This is a genomic window from Microcoleus sp. CAWBG58, assembly GCF_020883045.1.
GTDB lineage: Bacteria > Cyanobacteriota > Cyanobacteriia > Cyanobacteriales > Microcoleaceae > Microcoleus.
In genome coordinates this window covers 1-17,424 of the sequence record NZ_JAHRFA010000001.1, presented here as the reverse complement: position 1 = coordinate 17,424, position 17,424 = coordinate 1, and the positions used below count along the sequence as shown (strand labels likewise).

18 protein-coding genes are annotated in these 17,424 nt (G+C 43.6%); 7 read left to right on the top strand and 11 right to left on the bottom strand.

Translation table 11 applies throughout. The features are described from left to right. Positions 1-205 precede the first annotated feature (205 nt). The gene (locus QZ918_RS00090; RefSeq protein ID WP_293152670.1) at positions 206-1,054 is read left to right on the top strand and encodes an energy-coupling factor ABC transporter ATP-binding protein; all 849 of its coding nucleotides are present in this window, start codon (positions 206-208) and stop codon (positions 1,052-1,054) included. 354 nt (positions 1,055-1,408) lie between these two features. Here the strand turns inward: QZ918_RS00090 and larC are convergent, their stop codons facing one another. After that, complete coding sequence (gene larC / locus QZ918_RS00085; protein ID WP_293329607.1) at positions 1,409-2,821, bottom strand: nickel pincer cofactor biosynthesis protein LarC; 1,413 nt, start codon at positions 2,819-2,821, stop codon at positions 1,409-1,411. Positions 2,822-2,896: 75 nt separating this feature from the next. On the opposite strand from larC, the gene QZ918_RS00080 reads away from it, so the two are divergent. Continuing rightward, positions 2,897-3,562, top strand: a complete 666-nt coding sequence (locus QZ918_RS00080; protein ID WP_293329605.1) for an L-threonylcarbamoyladenylate synthase — start codon at positions 2,897-2,899, stop codon at positions 3,560-3,562. A 609-nt stretch (positions 3,563-4,171) separates the two neighbouring features. Here QZ918_RS00080 and QZ918_RS00075 read toward each other — a convergent pair. Next, complete coding sequence (locus QZ918_RS00075; RefSeq protein ID WP_293152661.1) at positions 4,172-4,456, bottom strand: DUF427 domain-containing protein; 285 nt, start codon at positions 4,454-4,456, stop codon at positions 4,172-4,174. A gap of 97 nt (positions 4,457-4,553) precedes the next feature. Here QZ918_RS00075 and recQ point away from each other — a divergent pair, with 97 nt between their 5' ends. From recQ to QZ918_RS00060, 3 genes are all read left to right on the top strand, one after another. Then, complete coding sequence (gene recQ, locus QZ918_RS00070; protein WP_293329603.1) at positions 4,554-6,746, top strand: DNA helicase RecQ; 2,193 nt, start codon at positions 4,554-4,556, stop codon at positions 6,744-6,746. A gap of 157 nt (positions 6,747-6,903) precedes the next feature. Then, the gene (locus QZ918_RS00065; protein WP_293329601.1) at positions 6,904-8,073 is read left to right on the top strand and encodes an AAA family ATPase; all 1,170 of its coding nucleotides are present in this window, start codon (positions 6,904-6,906) and stop codon (positions 8,071-8,073) included. Then, a complete protein-coding gene (locus tag QZ918_RS00060; protein ID WP_293329599.1) occupies positions 8,073-8,759 on the top strand; it encodes a hypothetical protein in 687 nt (228 codons plus the stop codon). The genes QZ918_RS00065 and QZ918_RS00060 overlap by 1 nt, the downstream gene beginning before the upstream one ends. A gap of 201 nt (positions 8,760-8,960) precedes the next feature. On the opposite strand, the gene QZ918_RS00055 is transcribed toward QZ918_RS00060, so the two are convergent. Further along, entirely contained in the window at positions 8,961-9,701 is a 741-nt protein-coding gene (locus QZ918_RS00055; protein WP_293329597.1) for a peptidylprolyl isomerase, read from the bottom strand. 79 nt (positions 9,702-9,780) lie between these two features. Further along, on the bottom strand, positions 9,781-11,478 hold the full coding sequence (locus QZ918_RS00050; protein ID WP_293329595.1) for a calcium-binding protein: 1,698 nt from the start codon (positions 11,476-11,478) through the stop codon (positions 9,781-9,783). A 627-nt stretch (positions 11,479-12,105) separates the two neighbouring features. On the opposite strand from QZ918_RS00050, the gene QZ918_RS00045 reads away from it, so the two are divergent. Then, positions 12,106-12,231 (top strand): hypothetical protein, encoded by a 126-nt coding sequence (locus tag QZ918_RS00045; RefSeq protein WP_293329593.1) that lies wholly within the window; start codon positions 12,106-12,108, stop codon positions 12,229-12,231. 34 nt (positions 12,232-12,265) lie between these two features. Here the strand turns inward: QZ918_RS00045 and QZ918_RS00040 are convergent, their stop codons facing one another. Both QZ918_RS00040 and QZ918_RS00035 read right to left on the bottom strand, forming a co-directional pair. Further along, positions 12,266-12,589, bottom strand: a complete 324-nt coding sequence (locus tag QZ918_RS00040) for a hypothetical protein (protein ID WP_293152641.1) — start codon at positions 12,587-12,589, stop codon at positions 12,266-12,268. Positions 12,590-12,616: 27 nt separating this feature from the next. Beyond that, positions 12,617-14,386: a GNAT family N-acetyltransferase gene (locus tag QZ918_RS00035; protein WP_293329591.1), complete on the bottom strand. Its 1,770-nt coding sequence runs from the start codon at positions 14,384-14,386 to the stop codon at positions 12,617-12,619. A gap of 77 nt (positions 14,387-14,463) precedes the next feature. On the opposite strand from QZ918_RS00035, the gene QZ918_RS00030 reads away from it, so the two are divergent. Further along, complete coding sequence (locus tag QZ918_RS00030; RefSeq protein WP_293152635.1) at positions 14,464-14,604, top strand: hypothetical protein; 141 nt, start codon at positions 14,464-14,466, stop codon at positions 14,602-14,604. Between the two features lie 75 nt (positions 14,605-14,679). Here QZ918_RS00030 and QZ918_RS00025 read toward each other — a convergent pair whose 3' ends face one another. From QZ918_RS00025 to QZ918_RS00005, 5 genes are all read right to left on the bottom strand, one after another. Beyond that, positions 14,680-15,000, bottom strand: coding sequence for a TonB-dependent receptor (locus QZ918_RS00025; protein WP_293152632.1), 321 nt, complete (start codon positions 14,998-15,000; stop codon positions 14,680-14,682). A 216-nt stretch (positions 15,001-15,216) separates the two neighbouring features. Further along, a complete protein-coding gene (locus QZ918_RS00020; protein ID WP_293152629.1) occupies positions 15,217-15,474 on the bottom strand; it encodes a hypothetical protein in 258 nt (85 codons plus the stop codon). A 244-nt stretch (positions 15,475-15,718) separates the two neighbouring features. Next, complete coding sequence (locus QZ918_RS00015; RefSeq protein WP_293152626.1) at positions 15,719-15,976, bottom strand: hypothetical protein; 258 nt, start codon at positions 15,974-15,976, stop codon at positions 15,719-15,721. Between the two features lie 241 nt (positions 15,977-16,217). After that, on the bottom strand, positions 16,218-16,475 hold the full coding sequence (locus tag QZ918_RS00010) for a hypothetical protein (RefSeq protein WP_293152623.1): 258 nt from the start codon (positions 16,473-16,475) through the stop codon (positions 16,218-16,220). Positions 16,476-16,879: 404 nt separating this feature from the next. Further along, a complete protein-coding gene (locus QZ918_RS00005) occupies positions 16,880-17,335 on the bottom strand; it encodes a HetP family heterocyst commitment protein (protein WP_293152617.1) in 456 nt (151 codons plus the stop codon). Positions 17,336-17,424 lie beyond the last annotated feature (89 nt).

The window sequence follows — 17,424 nt, the reverse complement described above, 5'->3', positions numbered from 1 at the left end:
GTGAGGACTTCAGTCCTTCTTTCCGAGGACTAAAGTCCTCACTACAAACCTATTTTACAGGTTCGTAGTGAGGACTTCAGTCCTTCTTTCCGAGGACTAAAGTCCTCACTACAAACCTATTTTACAGGTTCGTAGTGAGGACTTCAGTCCTTCTTTCCGAGGACTAAAGTCCTCACTACAAACCTATTTTACAAATTATCAATATATGTCTCAATCAATTCTAGAATTCGATCGCACTTTTTACTCATATCCCTGCACTTCGCGAGTAGCAATTGGTGATTTAAGCCTGAAAATCCCGGCGGGGAAGCGGTGCGGACTCATCGGTCAAAACGGCTGCGGCAAAACCACCTTGTTTCTGCTAGCAAACGGCTTGTACCAACCGCAACAGGGCATCATTAGCTGGGAAGGCGAAGCGTTTCGTTACGATCGCAAATCTCTCATGAAACTGCGCCAACAAATCGGACTCGTCTTTCAAAATCCCGAACATCAGCTAGTTGCTTCCACAGTCGAAGAAGATATCTCCTACGGATTGTACAATCTAGGATTGCCAGAATCGGAAATTGCTCAACAGGTAGAAAAAGCGATCGAGGAATTCAACTTAAGCGAACTCGCCCGCGAACCAATCCACAACCTTAGTTTAGGACAAAAAAAGCGCGTTTCCATCGCCGATATCATGGTACTCAAACCCAAACTGCTGCTGCTAGACGAACCTACCGCCTATCTCGATCCGCGCCACACCAAACAACTGATCGGTTTGCTGCAACAAATTCACGCAGCCGGAACCACCATACTTTTAGCAAGTCACGACCTCGATTTCATCTACCGCTGGGCCGATTGGGTGTTTGTGATGGATTGCGGAAAACTGATTCTAGAAGGCACACCGGAAACCGTTTTTGCCCAGCGGGATGTCTTGGAACAATTGCAACTTGGCGTACCGCTGGCGATCGAGCTAATCGACCAAATAAAGGATCTCATTGAAAAAAATCCTAACTCAAAAATGCCCGCTTTCGAGGAATTGCAACAACAAATTTTACAAACCCGCAGACTGCTGTAAAAAGCTTTCAACAGTTGACAGTTGACAGTTGACAGTTGACAGTTTAAGAGCGACCTCTACCTATAAGTCCGAGGATTGAAACAGTGAATAATTTTGTTTTATTTCCCCCTCGAAGGAGGAGACTTTAAACCCATTCTTCTTGATAAAAAACTTTTATGTAAGGTACGCATTTCGCACCTACTCAAATCAACTGTCAAGGGTGGATCTAGTTTTTGAAGCCTGAAGAAGCATCACCGCATATAAGTTATTAGTTATAATCCCATATTCACGGAGGTGATGCTATAGCCCCTACGGATATATTTGTCAAAACCAGATGCACCCACTGTCAACTGTCAACTGTCAACTGTCAACTGTTTAACGATCGTACCAAAGTTGCAGCGCCAACCGATGAACTTCGCGCCAACTAACATTTTTCAATCGGGCAATTTCCGCACAATCTTCGTATTCCGGCTGCACGTTAACAATCGTTTCTCCAGACTTAGCAACTTTTATTTGCACTTCGCCGTACTCTGTTTGAACCTTCTGAATTTCTCGATCCAAAATAGTTCTCTGTTGAGTCGATCGCCTAATTCCCAGAGTAGAAGTCTCTCGAAACATCACAGCTTCGCAAGCATCCTGAAATTCGGGATGACAAATCACATTTAACAAAACCCCCAGCCGCGACTTTTTCATCACAATTGGTGTCGTAAAAACATCCAGAGCTCCGGCAAGAAACAAAGCATCAAAAACATAGCCGATCGCCTGCGGGTTTAAATCATCAATTTGCGTTTCCAAAACACAGACTGTTTCTTGGGAATTAGTAATTGGTAATTGATGACTTTCTGAATTTTCCCCTCTAAATTCTACCCTATAACTTACATCCGTTACATCCGTTACAAAATCCGCTGCCGAACCTTCCTTCTCCCCAATCCAGAGGCGCAAAATATTAGGAATTGCCAGATTTCGCGAACCTGCACCCAAACCAATTAACTCAACTTGCATCGGCGGTGGCGGGCCAAAAGCAGAGGCGAGAGTACAGGCGATCGCAGTACCCGTAGGAGTACACAACTCGCGATCGATCCCATTGCTATAAACCGGCACTCGGTGCGTTTCCCACAACCGCATCACAGCAGGCGTAGGCACAGCTAACCTACCGTGGGCAGCCTTCACCGTACCCCCACCAGTCGGCATCGGCGAAAAGTAAAACTCCTGAATATCCAACCAATCCAAGCCCAAACAAGTACCGACAATATCAATAATTGCATCCGCAGCCCCCACCTCGTGAAAGTGAACCTCACTGGGGGGGATACCGTGTACGGCAGCCTCTGCATCTGCTAATTTGCCAAATACAGCCAAACTCCACGCTTCCACGCGCGGAGGCAATTTTGCAGCGACGATCGTCTGCTCAATTTCTGGTAAGTGGCGGTGATGAGTGTGGCTAATTTCCGCATCTGCTTCACCGTGACTGTGAGAATCTTCTTCCCCGTGATGGTGGTGGTGGCGCGCATCGAAAGTCGGCGATTCAGTTTCCGAGGGATCGAGGGCGGAGTCAGCAGCCAGATTGTTTGATTTTAAAGGCAAATCGGCAGCTAAATCCACATAAAATTTAGTTGCTTGTTGAGTATTGCGGTGAACTAATTCGGCGCGCAATTGGTATTCAGTCGAAATGCCTAGTAAATGGAGTTTTTCGATTAGGTACTCTAAGGGAACGCCCGCGTGTATAAGAGCTCCGAGGCACATATCGCCAGCAATGCCGGTTGGGCAGTCAAAATAAGCTATTTTATTCATTATTAGCAATTAATTTTCAACATTGATTGTTTTAGCACATTTGTCGATCGCCCACTTAGCCTGGAATATATTAACATGGCAATTATTTACGGACTGCATCCAGTTGCACCCCAGAAAGACCGGATCGAGAAGATTACAAAAGCTCTCAAAGATGGGGCAGTGATGCTTTATCCCACAGATACAGTTTACGCGATCGGCTGCGATCTCAACTCCAAATCTGCCGTAGAACGAGTCAGGCGGATCAAGCAACTATCCAATGATAAGCCTTTAACATTTTTGTGTTCCTCATTGTCAAATATCACCGAGTATGCTGCCGTCACCGATGAAGCATACAGAATCATCAAACGGTTAATCCCCGGGCCCTATACATTTCTGCTACCAGCTACCAAGTTAGTGCCCAAATTGGTAATGAACCCAAAACGCAAAACCACAGGAATTCGCGTTCCCAACCACCCGCTTTGTTTTACACTTCTAGAATCTTTGGGAAATCCGATTATTTCCACATCTGCTCACATTACCACTGATGATGAAGGTGCTGCACCAGTACCTGCTGCAAAAACAGAAAGCTTTGGCAAAGCCGAACTATTTGACTGTTTTTTAAAGTTAGTAGATATCATTGTCGATGATGATTCCGATCCAGGATATCAAGTTTCTACCATTCTCGATTTAACAGAAAGCGAACCAATTGTGGTTCGTCGCGGCTTGGGATGGGAAGCCGCAGCCGCTTGGGAATCAAATTAAAAGTTGAGGGACACAACATTCTTCATCACTATCAACAATTGTCTAAAAACCTTTGTATTTCAGGTTGGCATCCAAGTCTATAACCCCCTAAATCCCCCTTAAAAAGGGGGACTTTGAGAAGAATCTTGTCCCCTCCCTTTAGTGTCAACAATTGCCTAAAACCTTTGTATTTCAGGTTGACATCCAAGTCTAGATCCCCCTAAATCCCCCTTAAAAAGGGGGACTTTGAGAAGAATCTTGTCCCCTCCCTTTAGTGTCAACAATTGCCTAAAACCTTTGTATTTCAGGTTGGCATCCAAGTCTAGATCCCCCTAAATCCCCCTTAAAAAGGGGGACTTTGAGAAGAATCTTGTCCCCTCCCTTTAGTGTCAACAATTGCCTAAAACCTTTGTATTTCAGGTTGGCATCCAAGTCTCGATCTCCCTAAAGCTCCCTTGAAAAGACCCACTTGGAAAATAATCTTGTCCCCCCCTTATTAAGGGGGGTTAGGGGGGATCTGGCCTCGGCGGCAAACAGAAGTCGATGAGTACATTCGGAATTCAAGTTGACACTAATAAACAATGTTATGTTCTCTATCTTCAGCAACTTGTTCAAATCGTACCAACAACCTTAAGCCTCCACCTTGACTCCTTTCCAAAAAGCAACATATCCTGCAATATTTTTAGCAGCATCTTTCGGAGTAGGATAGTACCAAGCAGCATCCTTATTAACTTGTCCGGCGACTTCAACACTGTAGTAACTAGCAACACCTTTCCAACCGCAAGTAGTGTGAGTGCTGCTATCTTTGAAATACTCGCGGTTGATGGCATCCGCCGGGAAATAATAGTTATTATCTACCATTTCGCACTTATCGCTCTCGGCCAAAACGGCACCATTCCAAATTGCTTTCGGCATCGGTTTATCTGCTTAAATTGAGATTCTCAAATATTGTAACTGTATTTGTGCTCAAAAGACCTAGAATAAGGTAGAAGTCAACAACCAATTACTGCAAATGTCAGGGTCGAATCCGCCAACATCTCTCGCGCCCTCATCCCTCGAACAATCCCTCAAACATTTCTTTGGCTATGACTCTTTCCGCCCCGGGCAGCGGGAAATTGTCGAAGCTGCTTTACAACAACGCGATATGATGATTGTCATGCCGACTGGCGGTGGCAAATCTTTGTGTTTTCAATTACCGGCTTTGTTGAAACCGGGATTGACGGTGGTTGTTTCGCCACTGATTGCCCTGATGCAAGACCAGGTGGAAGCTTTGCAGGATAATGGGATTGGGGCTACTTTTCTCAACAGCACTTTGAGCGCGATCGAAACCCGATCGCGCGAAACAGCAATTCTCGAAGGTAAAATTAAACTGCTGTACGTTGCGCCCGAACGGTTGCTGGGCGAGAGATTTTTACCGTTTTTAGATATAGTAGCTTCTAAGTTAGGAATTTCGGCATTTGCGATCGACGAAGCCCACTGCGTTTCGGAATGGGGGCACGACTTTCGACCAGAATACAGGCAAATGGAGCGAGTGCGCGATCGCTATCCAGACATCCCCATTATGGGACTAACCGCCACCGCCACCGAACGCGTCCGCCAAGACATCATCCAGCAGCTAAACCTGCGAAATCCCTACATCCACGTCGCCAGCTTCAACCGCCCCAACCTATACTACGAAGTCCGCCAAAAACACAAGCACAGTTTTGCCGAAGTCTTGCAAATCATCCAAAAAAAAGGCGGTTCAGGAATCATCTACTGCCTCAGCCGCAAAAAAGTTGACGAAGTTGCCTACAAATTGCAGCAAAACGGCATCCAAGCCTTACCATACCATGCCGGAATGAGCGATGTCGATCGATCGACCAACCAAACCCGGTTCATCCGCGACGACGTACAAGTAATGGTAGCCACAGTCGCCTTCGGGATGGGAATCAACAAACCCGATGTGCGGTTTGTAATTCACCACGACTTACCCAAAAACCTAGAAGGATACTATCAAGAATCAGGCCGCGCCGGCAGAGACAACGAACCATCCCACTGCACCTTATTTTTCGGATTCGGCGATGTCAAAACCATTGAATACATCATCGAACAAAAACCAGACGAACAAGAACAAAGAATAGCCCGCCAACAGTTAAGGCGAGTAATCAACTATGCAGAATCCACCAATTGCCGCCGCACAGTCCAATTAAGTTATTTCGGCGATTCATTTCCCGGCGATTGCGGCAACTGCGACAACTGTTGCAACAAAAAACCCGTAGAAGACTGGACGCTAGAAGCCATGAAATTTCTTTCCTGCATCGCCAGGTGTCAAGAGAAATTCGGGATGAATCACATTATAGACGTGCTGCGAGGTTCAAAAAGTCAAAAAATATTGCAATACCAGCACAACCAACTTTCCACCTACGGCATCGGCAAAGATAGAAGTCCAGACGATTGGAAAAGATTGAGCCGTTCGCTGATCAACCAAGGTTTTTTAGATGAAAAAACAGACGGCTTTCCCATTTTAAAACTCAACGAGAAAAGTTGGGAAATCATGAAACGCCAGCGCACAGTCGAAATCGCCATCGAAGCCCAGCGGGAAGTACAGGGAAGAACTCGCTCTTTAGCTGTAGAAGTCGAAGGTTTATTTTCGATATTACGAAGTCTCCGCAAACAAATTGCCGACGAACAATTTGTACCGCCCTACGTAGTTTTTGCTGATAGAAGCTTGCGAGACATGGCAGAAAAACGCCCGCAAAATCTCACCGAATTTGAGGAAGTTTACGGCGTCGGCAGCAACAAGCGAGATAAGTACGGCAAAGTTTTCTTAGAGGCAATTCACGCTTTTTGCCAAGAACAAGGATTGCCAACAGGTGCAGCATCTGCTGCCGCCAATCTTCCCACTCTTGCTAACGTTCCATCTTATTCGCAGATGCAAACCTGGGAATTGTACCGCCAAGGTTTAACAGTTCAAGGTATAGCCAATGCGCGGGGGATGAGTCCGACAACCATTGCGGGACATCTAGTAGAATTGATGGATATGGGCAAGGAAGTTGATATAAATTTGTTGGTAGAATCGGAAAGCCAACAGGCAATTGTCCAAGCAATTGAAGTTATTGGAGATGAAAGATTGAGAGCAATTTATGAGTATTTGCAAGAACGTTATACGTTTGAGGAAATTAAATTTGTCCGCGCTTGGTGGCGGCAAAATTATGTCAGTTTTTAACCGCAGATGTATAGCAGTTATCACAAAGACAAGGTATGTTGTTGGGCTTCAGCCCTTCTTGGTTTAAGTGGTTATATAAGCCGTCAGTTATACCTCATCGATAAAGGCTATATGTTGATTAGCGCTGATGGACGCAGATAATTAATGGGAGGGCAAAATGAGAATTAAGAAAGTAGCTTTTTGGGATAATTTACGAGAGTGGCGTTTTGAACCAATCTATTTTTCCAACTTGACTTTATTAGTTGGTGTATCTGGTGTCGGCAAAACACAAATTTTGAAAGGGATTTTGAATTTACAAAAGATAGCAAATGGTTTTTCGCTAAACGGTTTAGCGTGGGATATTACATTTTCCACAATCAATGATGTAGAATATCGCTGGAAAGGCGAATTTGAAACAAGAAAAAATCCGGTACTAATGCCTGACGAAGATGAATCTAATAATTTTAGAATTGTTCAAGAAAAATTATTCAAGAATGGAGATATAATTATAGAAAGAAATTCGACAGAAATAAAATTCAAAGGAAACACCACTCCGAAATTATCACCTTTTCAAAGTGCTGTTCAAATTTTCAATCAAGAAGAAGATATTTCCCCAGTTCAACAAGGGTTAAATAAAATCATCTACAGCGATAATTTTAATTTCAAAAATTCCTTTAATGTTTTTTTCGGTATACCTCAAAGTTTAATTTCAGTCAATACCGTCTTAGGTATACCTCAAAGCTTAATGTTAATGTTTTCAACAAGTGATTCTTCATTAGATAGTGTTAAATCAAGTAACTTGCCAATATTTATTAAAATGGCTTTAGTCGCTCGCTATTACCCAGAAATTTTGAATAAGATTAAGCGAACATTCGTCGATGTATTTCCTCAAGTTGAAGATATGAGAATAGAAGCTGTAGAGAATGATAAAAATCCATCATCTCCAAGCTTTCCAATTCAAATCAAAGAAAAGGGTGTTAACGATTGGATTTTCCAAAACAATATTTCTTCGGGAATGCTGAAGACTCTCATTCATATTGCTGAACTGTACTTGTCGCCAGAAGGCACGGTAATCCTGATTGATGAATTTGAAAACAGCTTGGGAATTAACTGTATCGATGTGGTGACAGATTTGATTGTAGAAAATAGAAATATACAATTCATTCTTACCAGCCACCATCCTTACATAATCAATAATATTGGGATGGAAAACTGGAAAATAGTCACTCGCAAAGGTGGGGTTGTAACTGCAATAGATGCTAAAGATTTAAACCTGGGAAAATCGAGGCATCAAGCTTTTATGCAACTGATTAATCTAGAAGAATACAGCGAGGGAATTAAAGTTTGATGAATCTGTATTTTTTAGTCGAAGGGATGCAATCGGAGAGAAAAGTTTATCCTGCTTGGCTGGCTCATCTTTTACCGGAGTTGCAGCGAGTTGACAATTGCGATGATGTGAACGAAAAAAATTATTACTTGATTAGCGGGGAAGGATATCCTTCGTTATATAATTTTATCCCGCCTGCGATCGCAGAAATCAACTCAAACGGAAAATATAGCTATTTTGTAGTGTGTCTGGATGCCGAGGAAAATACTGTTTCTGAACTCCAAACGGAAATTGATGAGTTTTTGAGCCAGGAAAAATTGAAATTAAACAATGCAGAACTTGTGCTGATATTTCAGAATCGATGCTTGGAAAGTTGGCTGCTGGGCAATCGCAAGATTTATTCTAAAAATCCTCAAGACAAACCTTTATTAGATTATACTAGATATTATGATGTTTCAGTTAACTGTCCTGAAAATATGGGCAGCTATCAAGAGTTTAATACTCACGCTCAGTTTCACGGAGCTTATTTGAGAGCGTTATTTGAAGCTAAAAATATTACGTATTCTAAGAAACGACCCGGAGATGTACTCAAGCCATTTTATTTGGAACAGCTATTGACAAGAATTCAAGTGCAGCCAGAACAACTGAATACTTTTCGTCATTTTGTCGATTTTTGTAATAGAGTTAAATCCAAATTGCAGCATTAAATGGAAATAATTATATAAATTACGCAGAACAGCTATAGCCTTTCTCAAAAAGATGAGGTATAATTTGCAGCTTGTATAACCGCTTAGACGTATAGGGCTGAAGCCCAACAACGTACCTCATCTTTTTGAGAATCTCTATATATATAAGTCCATGTACTAAGCGAGAAACGATATTAGACTTATCTGTGCGGAGTTCGCACTCTACACTTTACAATTGTACAATAAATAGTTGACCTCATTAGCCAGCCATTCGTTAAACAGATTGTGTAATATTTCTTGATAGCGTTCAGGGGTTAATTCGGCTGGGATAAACTTTTCAACCATGAACAAGTGATATCCTCGCTCTGTTTCAATTGGACGGATTACTTCTCCGGGTTTAGCGCTGAATACGGCGACGGCTATGTCTGGTTTTAAAGCCCACCGATAAACCTTGCCTTCGCAACCACATAAATTCCGGCGATTCTCGTCAATGTCGTACAGGTGGGCAGCATCAAAAAAGCTGATTTCTCCTTCTTGAATTTCATAAAATATTTCTTGGGCAAGTTGTATGTTGGCAACAATTAGTTGATAAAGAATTATTTGATCGAATTGCAATTTGCTTTGGATGAAAATCTTTTCTACGTCTTTGGCAAATAAGTGTTCGGCTAATTTTTGCCAGAGAATTCGATCGCAAATTCCGGCCTCTAAGTCTTCTACGGAAATCATCTGCTCCGCCAGCCAAGCAATCGTATCCGACGCTTTCTCCAGACGCTTCTCCCGCCGCAGCTTGTCGCCCGCCACTTGAATTTCTTCGGGAGTCACAGTTAACCCCCGTTCCTCGGCTGCTTTGTCAATAACTTTTTTCTGCAAAACTTGTTGACAAAATTGCTTTAATTGCCGTTCTTTTCTGAGTAGTTTGATAATTTCACTTGATTCAATCAATGGCTGGTAAAAGTCTTTCATCTTTCTCTCTCAAGCTATAGAAGTTGATTGAACTCATGCCCCCGAGGCTTCCTGCGGGGGAGTTCGCGTTAACGGCTAGCTACAAGGTTTGATTTGGAAAAGTGATGAAATCAGCATTGGTTAAAGTTGTTGCACCTGCTGGGTTTATTGTTCCCAAAACAACGGCTAAAATTCGATCGCCATTATTGGAACTAAACTTGACCAGAGTTGCGTCTGCGGTACCGTTACCGTCAGTATCAAACGCCACCAGTGCAATATCTGTGGCAGAAAGTCCGCCTGTCAGACCGATTTTATCACCTTCAGCGACATTGAAATCAACCAGTATATCGGCTAAAAATAGATTAGCCATAGAACTCGCTGTTTCAGGTCTAAATACAAAGGTATCAGCGCCGGTACCTCCAATCAATGTATCGATGCCGAAGTCGCCACACAGAAAATCGTCGCCGTTGCCGCCAATCAGCAAATCTTGACCTCTTCCTCCCCGCAAAGTGTCGTTTCCATCGCCTCCTTCGATCGTATCGCTACCTCTGTTACCTTTGACAAAATCGTCGCCACCTCCTGCAATAATTCGATCGAATCCGCTACCACAAGTAATCACATCAATATCGCTGGTTCCCTGCCAATATCCGTCACCGTTGTTGTCATAGGTGACAGTTAATTCCGCTACTACCTCAGGATTGTTTTCTGGGGCTGGAGTTGTATCAGCGCTGTTGTTGGTACTGTTATCGGGAAGTGCGATCGACAAATTGCTGTTACCGTTATCTGTTGGCTCAGCAATTATCGTACTGTCACCGCCAGCACCCGTACTGTCTGGAGGCAAATTAGAAGAACTTGAATTGCTAGAAGTTCCGTCAGTCACCGAATCAAGCGGCGCACCATCATTATTATTTGACGGTGTTGGAGTTGGCGCTGGTGCTAGTGTTGGAGCTTTCGCAGGTGTTAGCCGTATTGGTGTTGGTATTGGCGCTGGTGTTGGTGTTGGTGTTGGCGCTGTGATATTAATTGCCGGTGCAGAGTCTGTAGCAGCCGCCGCTGGAGTTGGCGCTGGAGTTGGCGCTGGAGTTGGCGCTGGAGTTGGCGCTGGAGTCGGCGCTGGAGTTGGCGCTGGAGTTGGCGCTGGAGTTGGCGCTGGGGCAGAAGCAGTGGCGATCGCAGCCGGCGGAGTTTCTAAACCACTGCTAGCTGAGGCGATCGCGCTACTAGAAGTACCACCGGGAGCCCATGCTGTCTGAGTGCTGGTGCTGCTCCCAGTCGGAGAAGTCGCTGTCGCGCTACTGGTGCTGCTCGCACCGCTGCTGTCTCCTAACGGCGCAGGTGTTGGTGTTGGCGCAGGCGCAGGTGTTGGTGTTGGTGTTGGTGTTGGTGTTGGTGTTGGTGTTGGTGTTGGCGCAGGTGTTGGCGCAGGCGCAGGTGTTGGTGTTGGCGCAGGTGTTGGTGTTGGTGTTGGCGCAGGCGCAGGTGTTGCTGCTGGGGCCGAAGCAGTGGCGATCGTAGTTGGGGGCGCGACATTAGAAGCACTCGCTGTCGCGCTGCCACTGCTTGATGTAGCCCCGGCAGCATAAGCAGTCTCGCTACTCGTACTGTTTCCCATCGGGGAAGTGGCTGTCGCAGTGCTGGTACTGCCCGCACCGCTGTTATTTACAAAGGAACTAGACTTGCTGGAAGCGCTGGTGCTGCCGGTACCAGAGTTATTCGCCACCTGCGAATTCAAGGTGTTTAAACTATTGTTGTTTCCAACAATATTTTTTAATGGATCAGATGAATCTAAGGAAGGCATCGCGATTTATCTCCTTTTAGCTATAAAGACGAAAAGCACTTGCGCGAACACCGATACTGCCAATTTCCAATGAAAATGTATGATTTTGAAGAGTGCGAAGCAATTGCTTTTGACTTCTGACTAAAGACTGAAATGTTTTTAATAAATGAATCTCGATCTATCCCGAAAGTTGGAGGGGAAACAACAGTTGACAGTTGACAGTTGACAGTTGACAGTTGACAGTTGACAGTTGAGTGTTTAAACAATACCGATGCAACCGGAAACGATATTATTAGGACATCGGGGTTTAAAACCCCGTCCTTATAGGACGGCTTTTCCCGAAAAGTGCTCTGTCAGGAATTCTCATGTATTTGGTAGACATCTTCCCGGACAAATATGTGGTAGAATAAAGGCATCAGACAAGATGTAAAAACCTACCCCCGGACTGGGGGAAAGTCTACGCTCAAAACACTTTTAAGGAGATATGACTACGCACTTAAGCGTGCTCTTTTGTGCAAATGTAGTCAGCCTGGGAACCCTATAAATAGGGATATTAAGACTGAAAAGTCTTAAGAATCCTCGCACCTTTAGGTCGAGGAGTGTCAATGACCTAAATATATCTGGACTAATTAGACCTGTGTTGCCAATTTGGCAGAATTGTCTGAGTTGCTTTGGGATGTGGGTGCAGGCTGTGGCTCGATCGCACTCCCATGGATGCGGACGCGGGTGCAGGGCGATCGCGATGCGATCGCCCTGCACCCAACTCGATACTAAAAAAGGCTGAAGTCCTGACTACCAGATTTGCAAGTTAGTGTGGCAAGTCCATCGCCTTTACACTAACAGTCTCAAAAGCATAGTTTGCTCCTGTTCCAGAATGAAATTTTACTTTCACTTTATCAAAGCCTGCGTAGTAAACATCAACACCAGCTAGAGGATTAGTACCGCTCGCTATAGCTGTTCCTGTACCCCTTGCTTTCGTAACTTTACCGTGGTTGCCAAAAATAACGTCTGTAGCCGTCAAAGTGTTTCCACTATCCACTGATGCAAAAGCATCCAACGCCAATAAAGCACCACCTAAAATTAAGTCATTTTCTGAAACATTTTCGAGATAGGACAAATCAGATAGCCACATAATGCTCCTTATTTTCAAACTAAACTACTAAGCAGGTATGGGAGTTTTTTGTTCCGAAGTAATTACTGTTTTATCTTGACCTTGTTGTTGCAGCACCAGAGCCAAATTATAGTGAGCCTCTGCGAAATCTGGTTTCATAGAGATAGACTGTCGGTAGTAGGCGATCGCAGTTTTCAAATCACCCACTTGTTTGCATTTGGAGCCGAAATCATTGTTCAGTGCCGCGTAATGAGCTTGTTTCTCTGGGGAAAGCTTTCCTTGAGCATGAAGTGCATTGGCTAAGCTCACCTCAGCTTCAACGCAATTAGGCTGTAGTTCAAGCGCTTTTTGATAGCAGGCGATCGCATCTTCCCATTTGCCTTGCTGCTGTAGAGCATAGCCAAGGTTATTGTATGCAGCGATCGCATCAGGCTGCAAAACTAGGAGTTGATGATACGCTTCTATCGCCTCGGGCAACCTATCCTGAATTTGATATAAATTCCCCAAACTAAATAAAGCCTTGATAGAATTGGGTTGAATTTTCAGTAAATCTTTGAAGAGATTTTCGGCAGTTTGATACTCGCCTTTTTGCCTCATCAACACCCCCAGTCCGTAAAGTGCCTCTGGGTGATTTGACTGAGCTTTCAGAATCTGACAGTATCCCTGTTCAGCTTTGGTGAGTCGGTTCGAGCGATGATCCCGAATAGCTAGCTGAAGCGCTAAAGGAATAATATTTTCAACATCCTGTTGTCTGTTATGCTTGTACTGGGCTACGATATGTTGAATCTGGCGATCTTTAGCTCCAAAAGAATACTTGTATTCCTCATTCCCCATTAAGAAGTCGTACACTTTAAAGCCATTTTGAATCGCGTATCGGATCGCATCAGCATGGAGGATCAGTCCAGGTGGAGGATTTTTAAAGGTTTGATCGCGACCCGCAATCGCAAATAGCATGGATTTTTGCGGAAAATCCATAAAATTGGCGATCGCCCCTAAAGGTCTATCTCCCTTCCACAGAACCGAAAGATACAGACAGTTATGTTCAAAACAATGATGTAAAATCAGGCGATTGTAAGCCATGACCGACTCAAAGGTATCCCCTTTTTGCTTTTTCCATCTTGCCTCCCATAAGTTGAGTAGTATCTCAATATGAGAATCCAAATTCTCTGAGTTAGCGTAGGTGATAGAAAGCTCGTCAGAACTTTCAACCTGCCTTAAAAAGCGTCTGATTTTTTGGCGGGTATTCGTACCGACATAATTTTGCAGATATTCATCCCAGTCATCTGGTAATGAAACATAAGGGGAAAGATAAAGATCTGGATCTTCTTCCTTCACACTTTTAACGCACAGTTGACTGAGATCGAAACTATCTTCTGAGAAACTACTCAAGAAGAGAGACATCCGCGTATCCGTTTCTAGAATACTTTTTACATTGAAAGTAGACCATGCTAACTGTTGCTGGATGTAAGCAGCAAAAGCAGGAACTGCCTCTTCTTCATAACCAGGCAGGCAAATAAGTCCTGTGTAATCTGCCATACTATTTCCTGCCATGCAAATTTCTGTTTCAAAGCCGCCTCCATCCTGGTGTGTTAATAAAATTTTCAGAGGAAAAAAGGCAACATAGGATGAATCAGATGGATCATCGGTATCTGGTTTTGCAGCTAATATGAACCACGGCTCATGCACCACCTCCAACCATCCAGACAACCAAATCCAGGATAAGAAAAACTGAGCTTGACAATCGGCAGCGTATACATAATCCCAATTTTCTCGGATTTTCTTAAATGTTTCAAAATCATCAATTTTCTCAATCTGCATATCATTTTATCCTTAGCAAAATATTTCGATACTTGTCGGTTAAGACTAGAGCCTCCCCAAGCATCATGAGAGGATTTATGACCATAAAGAATTGCTTGAAAGCCTCTGGCTTTGAGGGAGAAATTAAAATCAGACTATTCATTACTCCAATCATCTTCCTTCTAGGTAGAGGTCGCTCTCCCATGGTCAACTGTCAACTGTCAACTGTCAACTGTTGAAAAGTATCTTGTACAACATCAAATTCTCAGTATCGATCGCCTTCTGATTGGATGAGACTATTAACGCCAAAAAAATTAACGCCCAAAAAACGAAATAGAAGTGCTGCGAAATGTAGATGAAGCAGTTTGGTCTCCATTTGTTCCATAGGCTGTGCCTGTTGCCTTGGCTCTACTAAACTGAAGACTACCAAAGTCTTGAACCGTTGTGTTGGCTCCAGTATTTGTATAAGTATCATCACCAGTGGCAAATGCACCTACAACAGCGATGGCATATCCAGGCCCTGCTTCTGTTGTGCCGTATGTACTAGCGGAAACTTTGCGACCACCTACTACAATGCTACTTTCGTCAATCGGTTCTAAATAACTTAAGTCTGAGATGATTAATGAATTTTTCATGGGTATCTCACCAGAAGTTTTCAGCAAACTAAATTAATTTCAAATGACTTTAAATAGTCATTTGAAAAAGAGACTAACAAACTCTGTCTAGATCGGTTGATTTCTGGCTGTTTTCAAGAATTGCTATATCGACTTAATCTACTCGGTTATTAAATTTTGTTTTGTTTGGACTGAGTGGATGAAGTCGATATAGCCAGACAATTCAACAACCAAGGATTAGTTAGTAGCAGCGATCGAAACGCTATTAGAAGACCACGGATAGACTGTAGCGAAAGTTTGGGTCAAACTATCTTTGCCGTAAGCATCAGCTTCAGCAGTCGCAAGATTGCCCTCGACATAGGTCTTCGAGAAAACATCTTTCTTGATGGAAAAATACTCAGAGAAATAGATCTTGCTATAATCTTTTCCCAAGTTGAATCCACCAACAACAGAAGATTCAGCAGTTTCCAAGTAGTTCAGGTCAGAAATGATCATGGCTTTTATCCTTTTTGTTTGTGAGTTAATTGCCAGCAGCAACCTGTGCTTGTCCTGTCTGTATTTAATATAGCTGAGTGATTCAGACCTGTGTTGCCATTTTGGCAGATTGATTTTGACTTTCTAACTTGCCAAATCAAATTATTCATGGAATAGAAAGCAATGAAAATAGAGGGCAGTATCAGCTAAGACGCCCTCTATTTTTGCGGTTAATTTCATTCTCGATCCATTCAACTGCCAAGGATTAGTTAGTAGCAGCGATCGAGACGCTATTAGAAGACCACGGATAGACTGTAGCGAAAGTTTGGGTCAAACTATCTTTGCCGTAAGCATCAGCTTCAGCAGTCGCAAGATTGCCCTCGACATAGGTCTTCGACACAACATCTTTCTTGATGGAAAAATACTCAGAGAAATAGATCTTGCTAAAGTCATAGCCTCGGTTGAATCCACCAACAACAGAAGTTTCAGCAGTTTCCAAGTAGTTGAGGTCAGAAATAATCATGGCTTTTGTCCTTTTTGTTTGTGAGTTAATTGCTCGCAGCAACCTGCGCTTGTTCTGTATTTAATATAGCTGGGTGATTCAGACCTGTGTTGCCATTTTGGCAGATTAATTTTGACTTTCTAACTCACCAAATAAAGTTGACTGCGGGGATGGATAGCCATGAGAATAGAGGACATCATCAGCTAAGACGCCCTCTATTTTTGCAGTTAATTTCATTATCGAAGCATTCAACTGCCAAGGATTAGTTAGTGGCAGCGATCGAGACGCTATTAGAAGAGTATGGAGTGACAGTAGCGAAGGTTTGGGTCAAAGTATCTGAACCATAAGCATCAGCTTCAGCAGTAGCCAAATTACCTTTTACATAGGTCTTCGACAGAACATCCTTCTTGATGGAAAAATACTCGGAGAAATAGATCTTGCTAAAGTCATAGCCTCGGTTGAATCCACCAACAACAGAAGTTTCAGCAGTTTCCAAGTAGTTGAGGTCAGAAATGATCATGGCTTTTATCCTTTTTGTTTGTGAGTTGATCGCTCGCAGCAACCTGTGGTTGTTCTGTATTTAATATAGCTTGGTGATTCAGACCTGTGTTGCCATTTTGGCAGATTAATTTTGACTCGAACCACCAACAAAAAAAGTAGACAACTCCATCAATCTGAGTAGGGCGGGCATGGCTCACTCATGGAAATAATGGGTTATTTTTGATTAAAAAAGACTATAAGTCCACAATAGCTGAAATCTGGTTTCTGAGTATAAAGTAATTAATTTGGCTAATGTTGCCATTTTGGCAGATTTATCTGAAGCGCGGATGTTGGCTACTGAAAAACCCGATCGCCCGCCGCTCCTTCCACCAAAAAACAGGTACACTCAAGGCTAGCGATCGGGCGATCGGGCGATCGACTAAATTAATTGCCCGCCAAATTAAACCAGCGCGCCTTAAATCCTGCAAAAAATCCTTGATTTGGAACATCAACCGCCGGCGCCAAGATATTGGAACCTTCGCCGCCGACTTGGGCGACAAAACCTGCGGTATCTGAGTGCAACTCGCTAACAGCCTCAATTACACAACCACCTCGAACTCCGGCTCGTTTTTCCCTCACGACTTCCACATAATCTAAATCCGCAATTTTGCTAAGCGGCGGCTGAGTTTCCGATTTTCTCATTTGGGTATTTTCCTTGAGCAAGCGGTTAGAAGTGCGGTAGGGGATATAGTCGAGAGGGTTGTAACCCGTGCACCGCAAAAGTAAAAAACAAGCCCAAGAATACTTTCCTGCCAGAATCGCTGAAATTATCTCATCCAATTGTTCGGGTTTAATTCCAATTTGGGAATGATTGGCAGAATGGTTAAATTGCGAATTCATCGTTTTATCCTATTTTGCGTACATTAATTGACTGTGGACTGGAGGGGGGGAGGGAGAGAGGGGGAGAGGGGGGGAGAGGGGGAGAATGG

Coding starts and splice junctions, on each gene's coding strand:
- QZ918_RS00015 (WP_293152626.1), bottom strand. CDS start 15,976: ATGATTATTTCTGACCTCAACTACTTGGAAACTGCTGAAACTTCTGTT.
- QZ918_RS00090 (WP_293152670.1), top strand. CDS start 206: ATGTCTCAATCAATTCTAGAATTCGATCGCACTTTTTACTCATATCCC.
- QZ918_RS00080 (WP_293329605.1), top strand. CDS start 2,897: ATGGCAATTATTTACGGACTGCATCCAGTTGCACCCCAGAAAGACCGG.
- larC (WP_293329607.1), bottom strand. CDS start 2,821: ATGAATAAAATAGCTTATTTTGACTGCCCAACCGGCATTGCTGGCGAT.
- QZ918_RS00075 (WP_293152661.1), bottom strand. CDS start 4,456: ATGCCGAAAGCAATTTGGAATGGTGCCGTTTTGGCCGAGAGCGATAAG.
- recQ (WP_293329603.1), top strand. CDS start 4,554: ATGTCAGGGTCGAATCCGCCAACATCTCTCGCGCCCTCATCCCTCGAA.
- QZ918_RS00005 (WP_293152617.1), bottom strand. CDS start 17,335: ATGAATTCGCAATTTAACCATTCTGCCAATCATTCCCAAATTGGAATT.
- QZ918_RS00010 (WP_293152623.1), bottom strand. CDS start 16,475: ATGATCATTTCTGACCTCAACTACTTGGAAACTGCTGAAACTTCTGTT.
- QZ918_RS00060 (WP_293329599.1), top strand. CDS start 8,073: ATGAATCTGTATTTTTTAGTCGAAGGGATGCAATCGGAGAGAAAAGTT.
- QZ918_RS00035 (WP_293329591.1), bottom strand. CDS start 14,386: ATGCAGATTGAGAAAATTGATGATTTTGAAACATTTAAGAAAATCCGA.
- QZ918_RS00025 (WP_293152632.1), bottom strand. CDS start 15,000: ATGAAAAATTCATTAATCATCTCAGACTTAAGTTATTTAGAACCGATT.
- QZ918_RS00030 (WP_293152635.1), top strand. CDS start 14,464: ATGACCATAAAGAATTGCTTGAAAGCCTCTGGCTTTGAGGGAGAAATT.
- QZ918_RS00020 (WP_293152629.1), bottom strand. CDS start 15,474: ATGATCATTTCTGACCTGAACTACTTGGAAACTGCTGAATCTTCTGTT.
- QZ918_RS00065 (WP_293329601.1), top strand. CDS start 6,904: ATGAGAATTAAGAAAGTAGCTTTTTGGGATAATTTACGAGAGTGGCGT.
- QZ918_RS00050 (WP_293329595.1), bottom strand. CDS start 11,478: ATGCCTTCCTTAGATTCATCTGATCCATTAAAAAATATTGTTGGAAAC.
- QZ918_RS00055 (WP_293329597.1), bottom strand. CDS start 9,701: ATGAAAGACTTTTACCAGCCATTGATTGAATCAAGTGAAATTATCAAA.
- QZ918_RS00040 (WP_293152641.1), bottom strand. CDS start 12,589: ATGTGGCTATCTGATTTGTCCTATCTCGAAAATGTTTCAGAAAATGAC.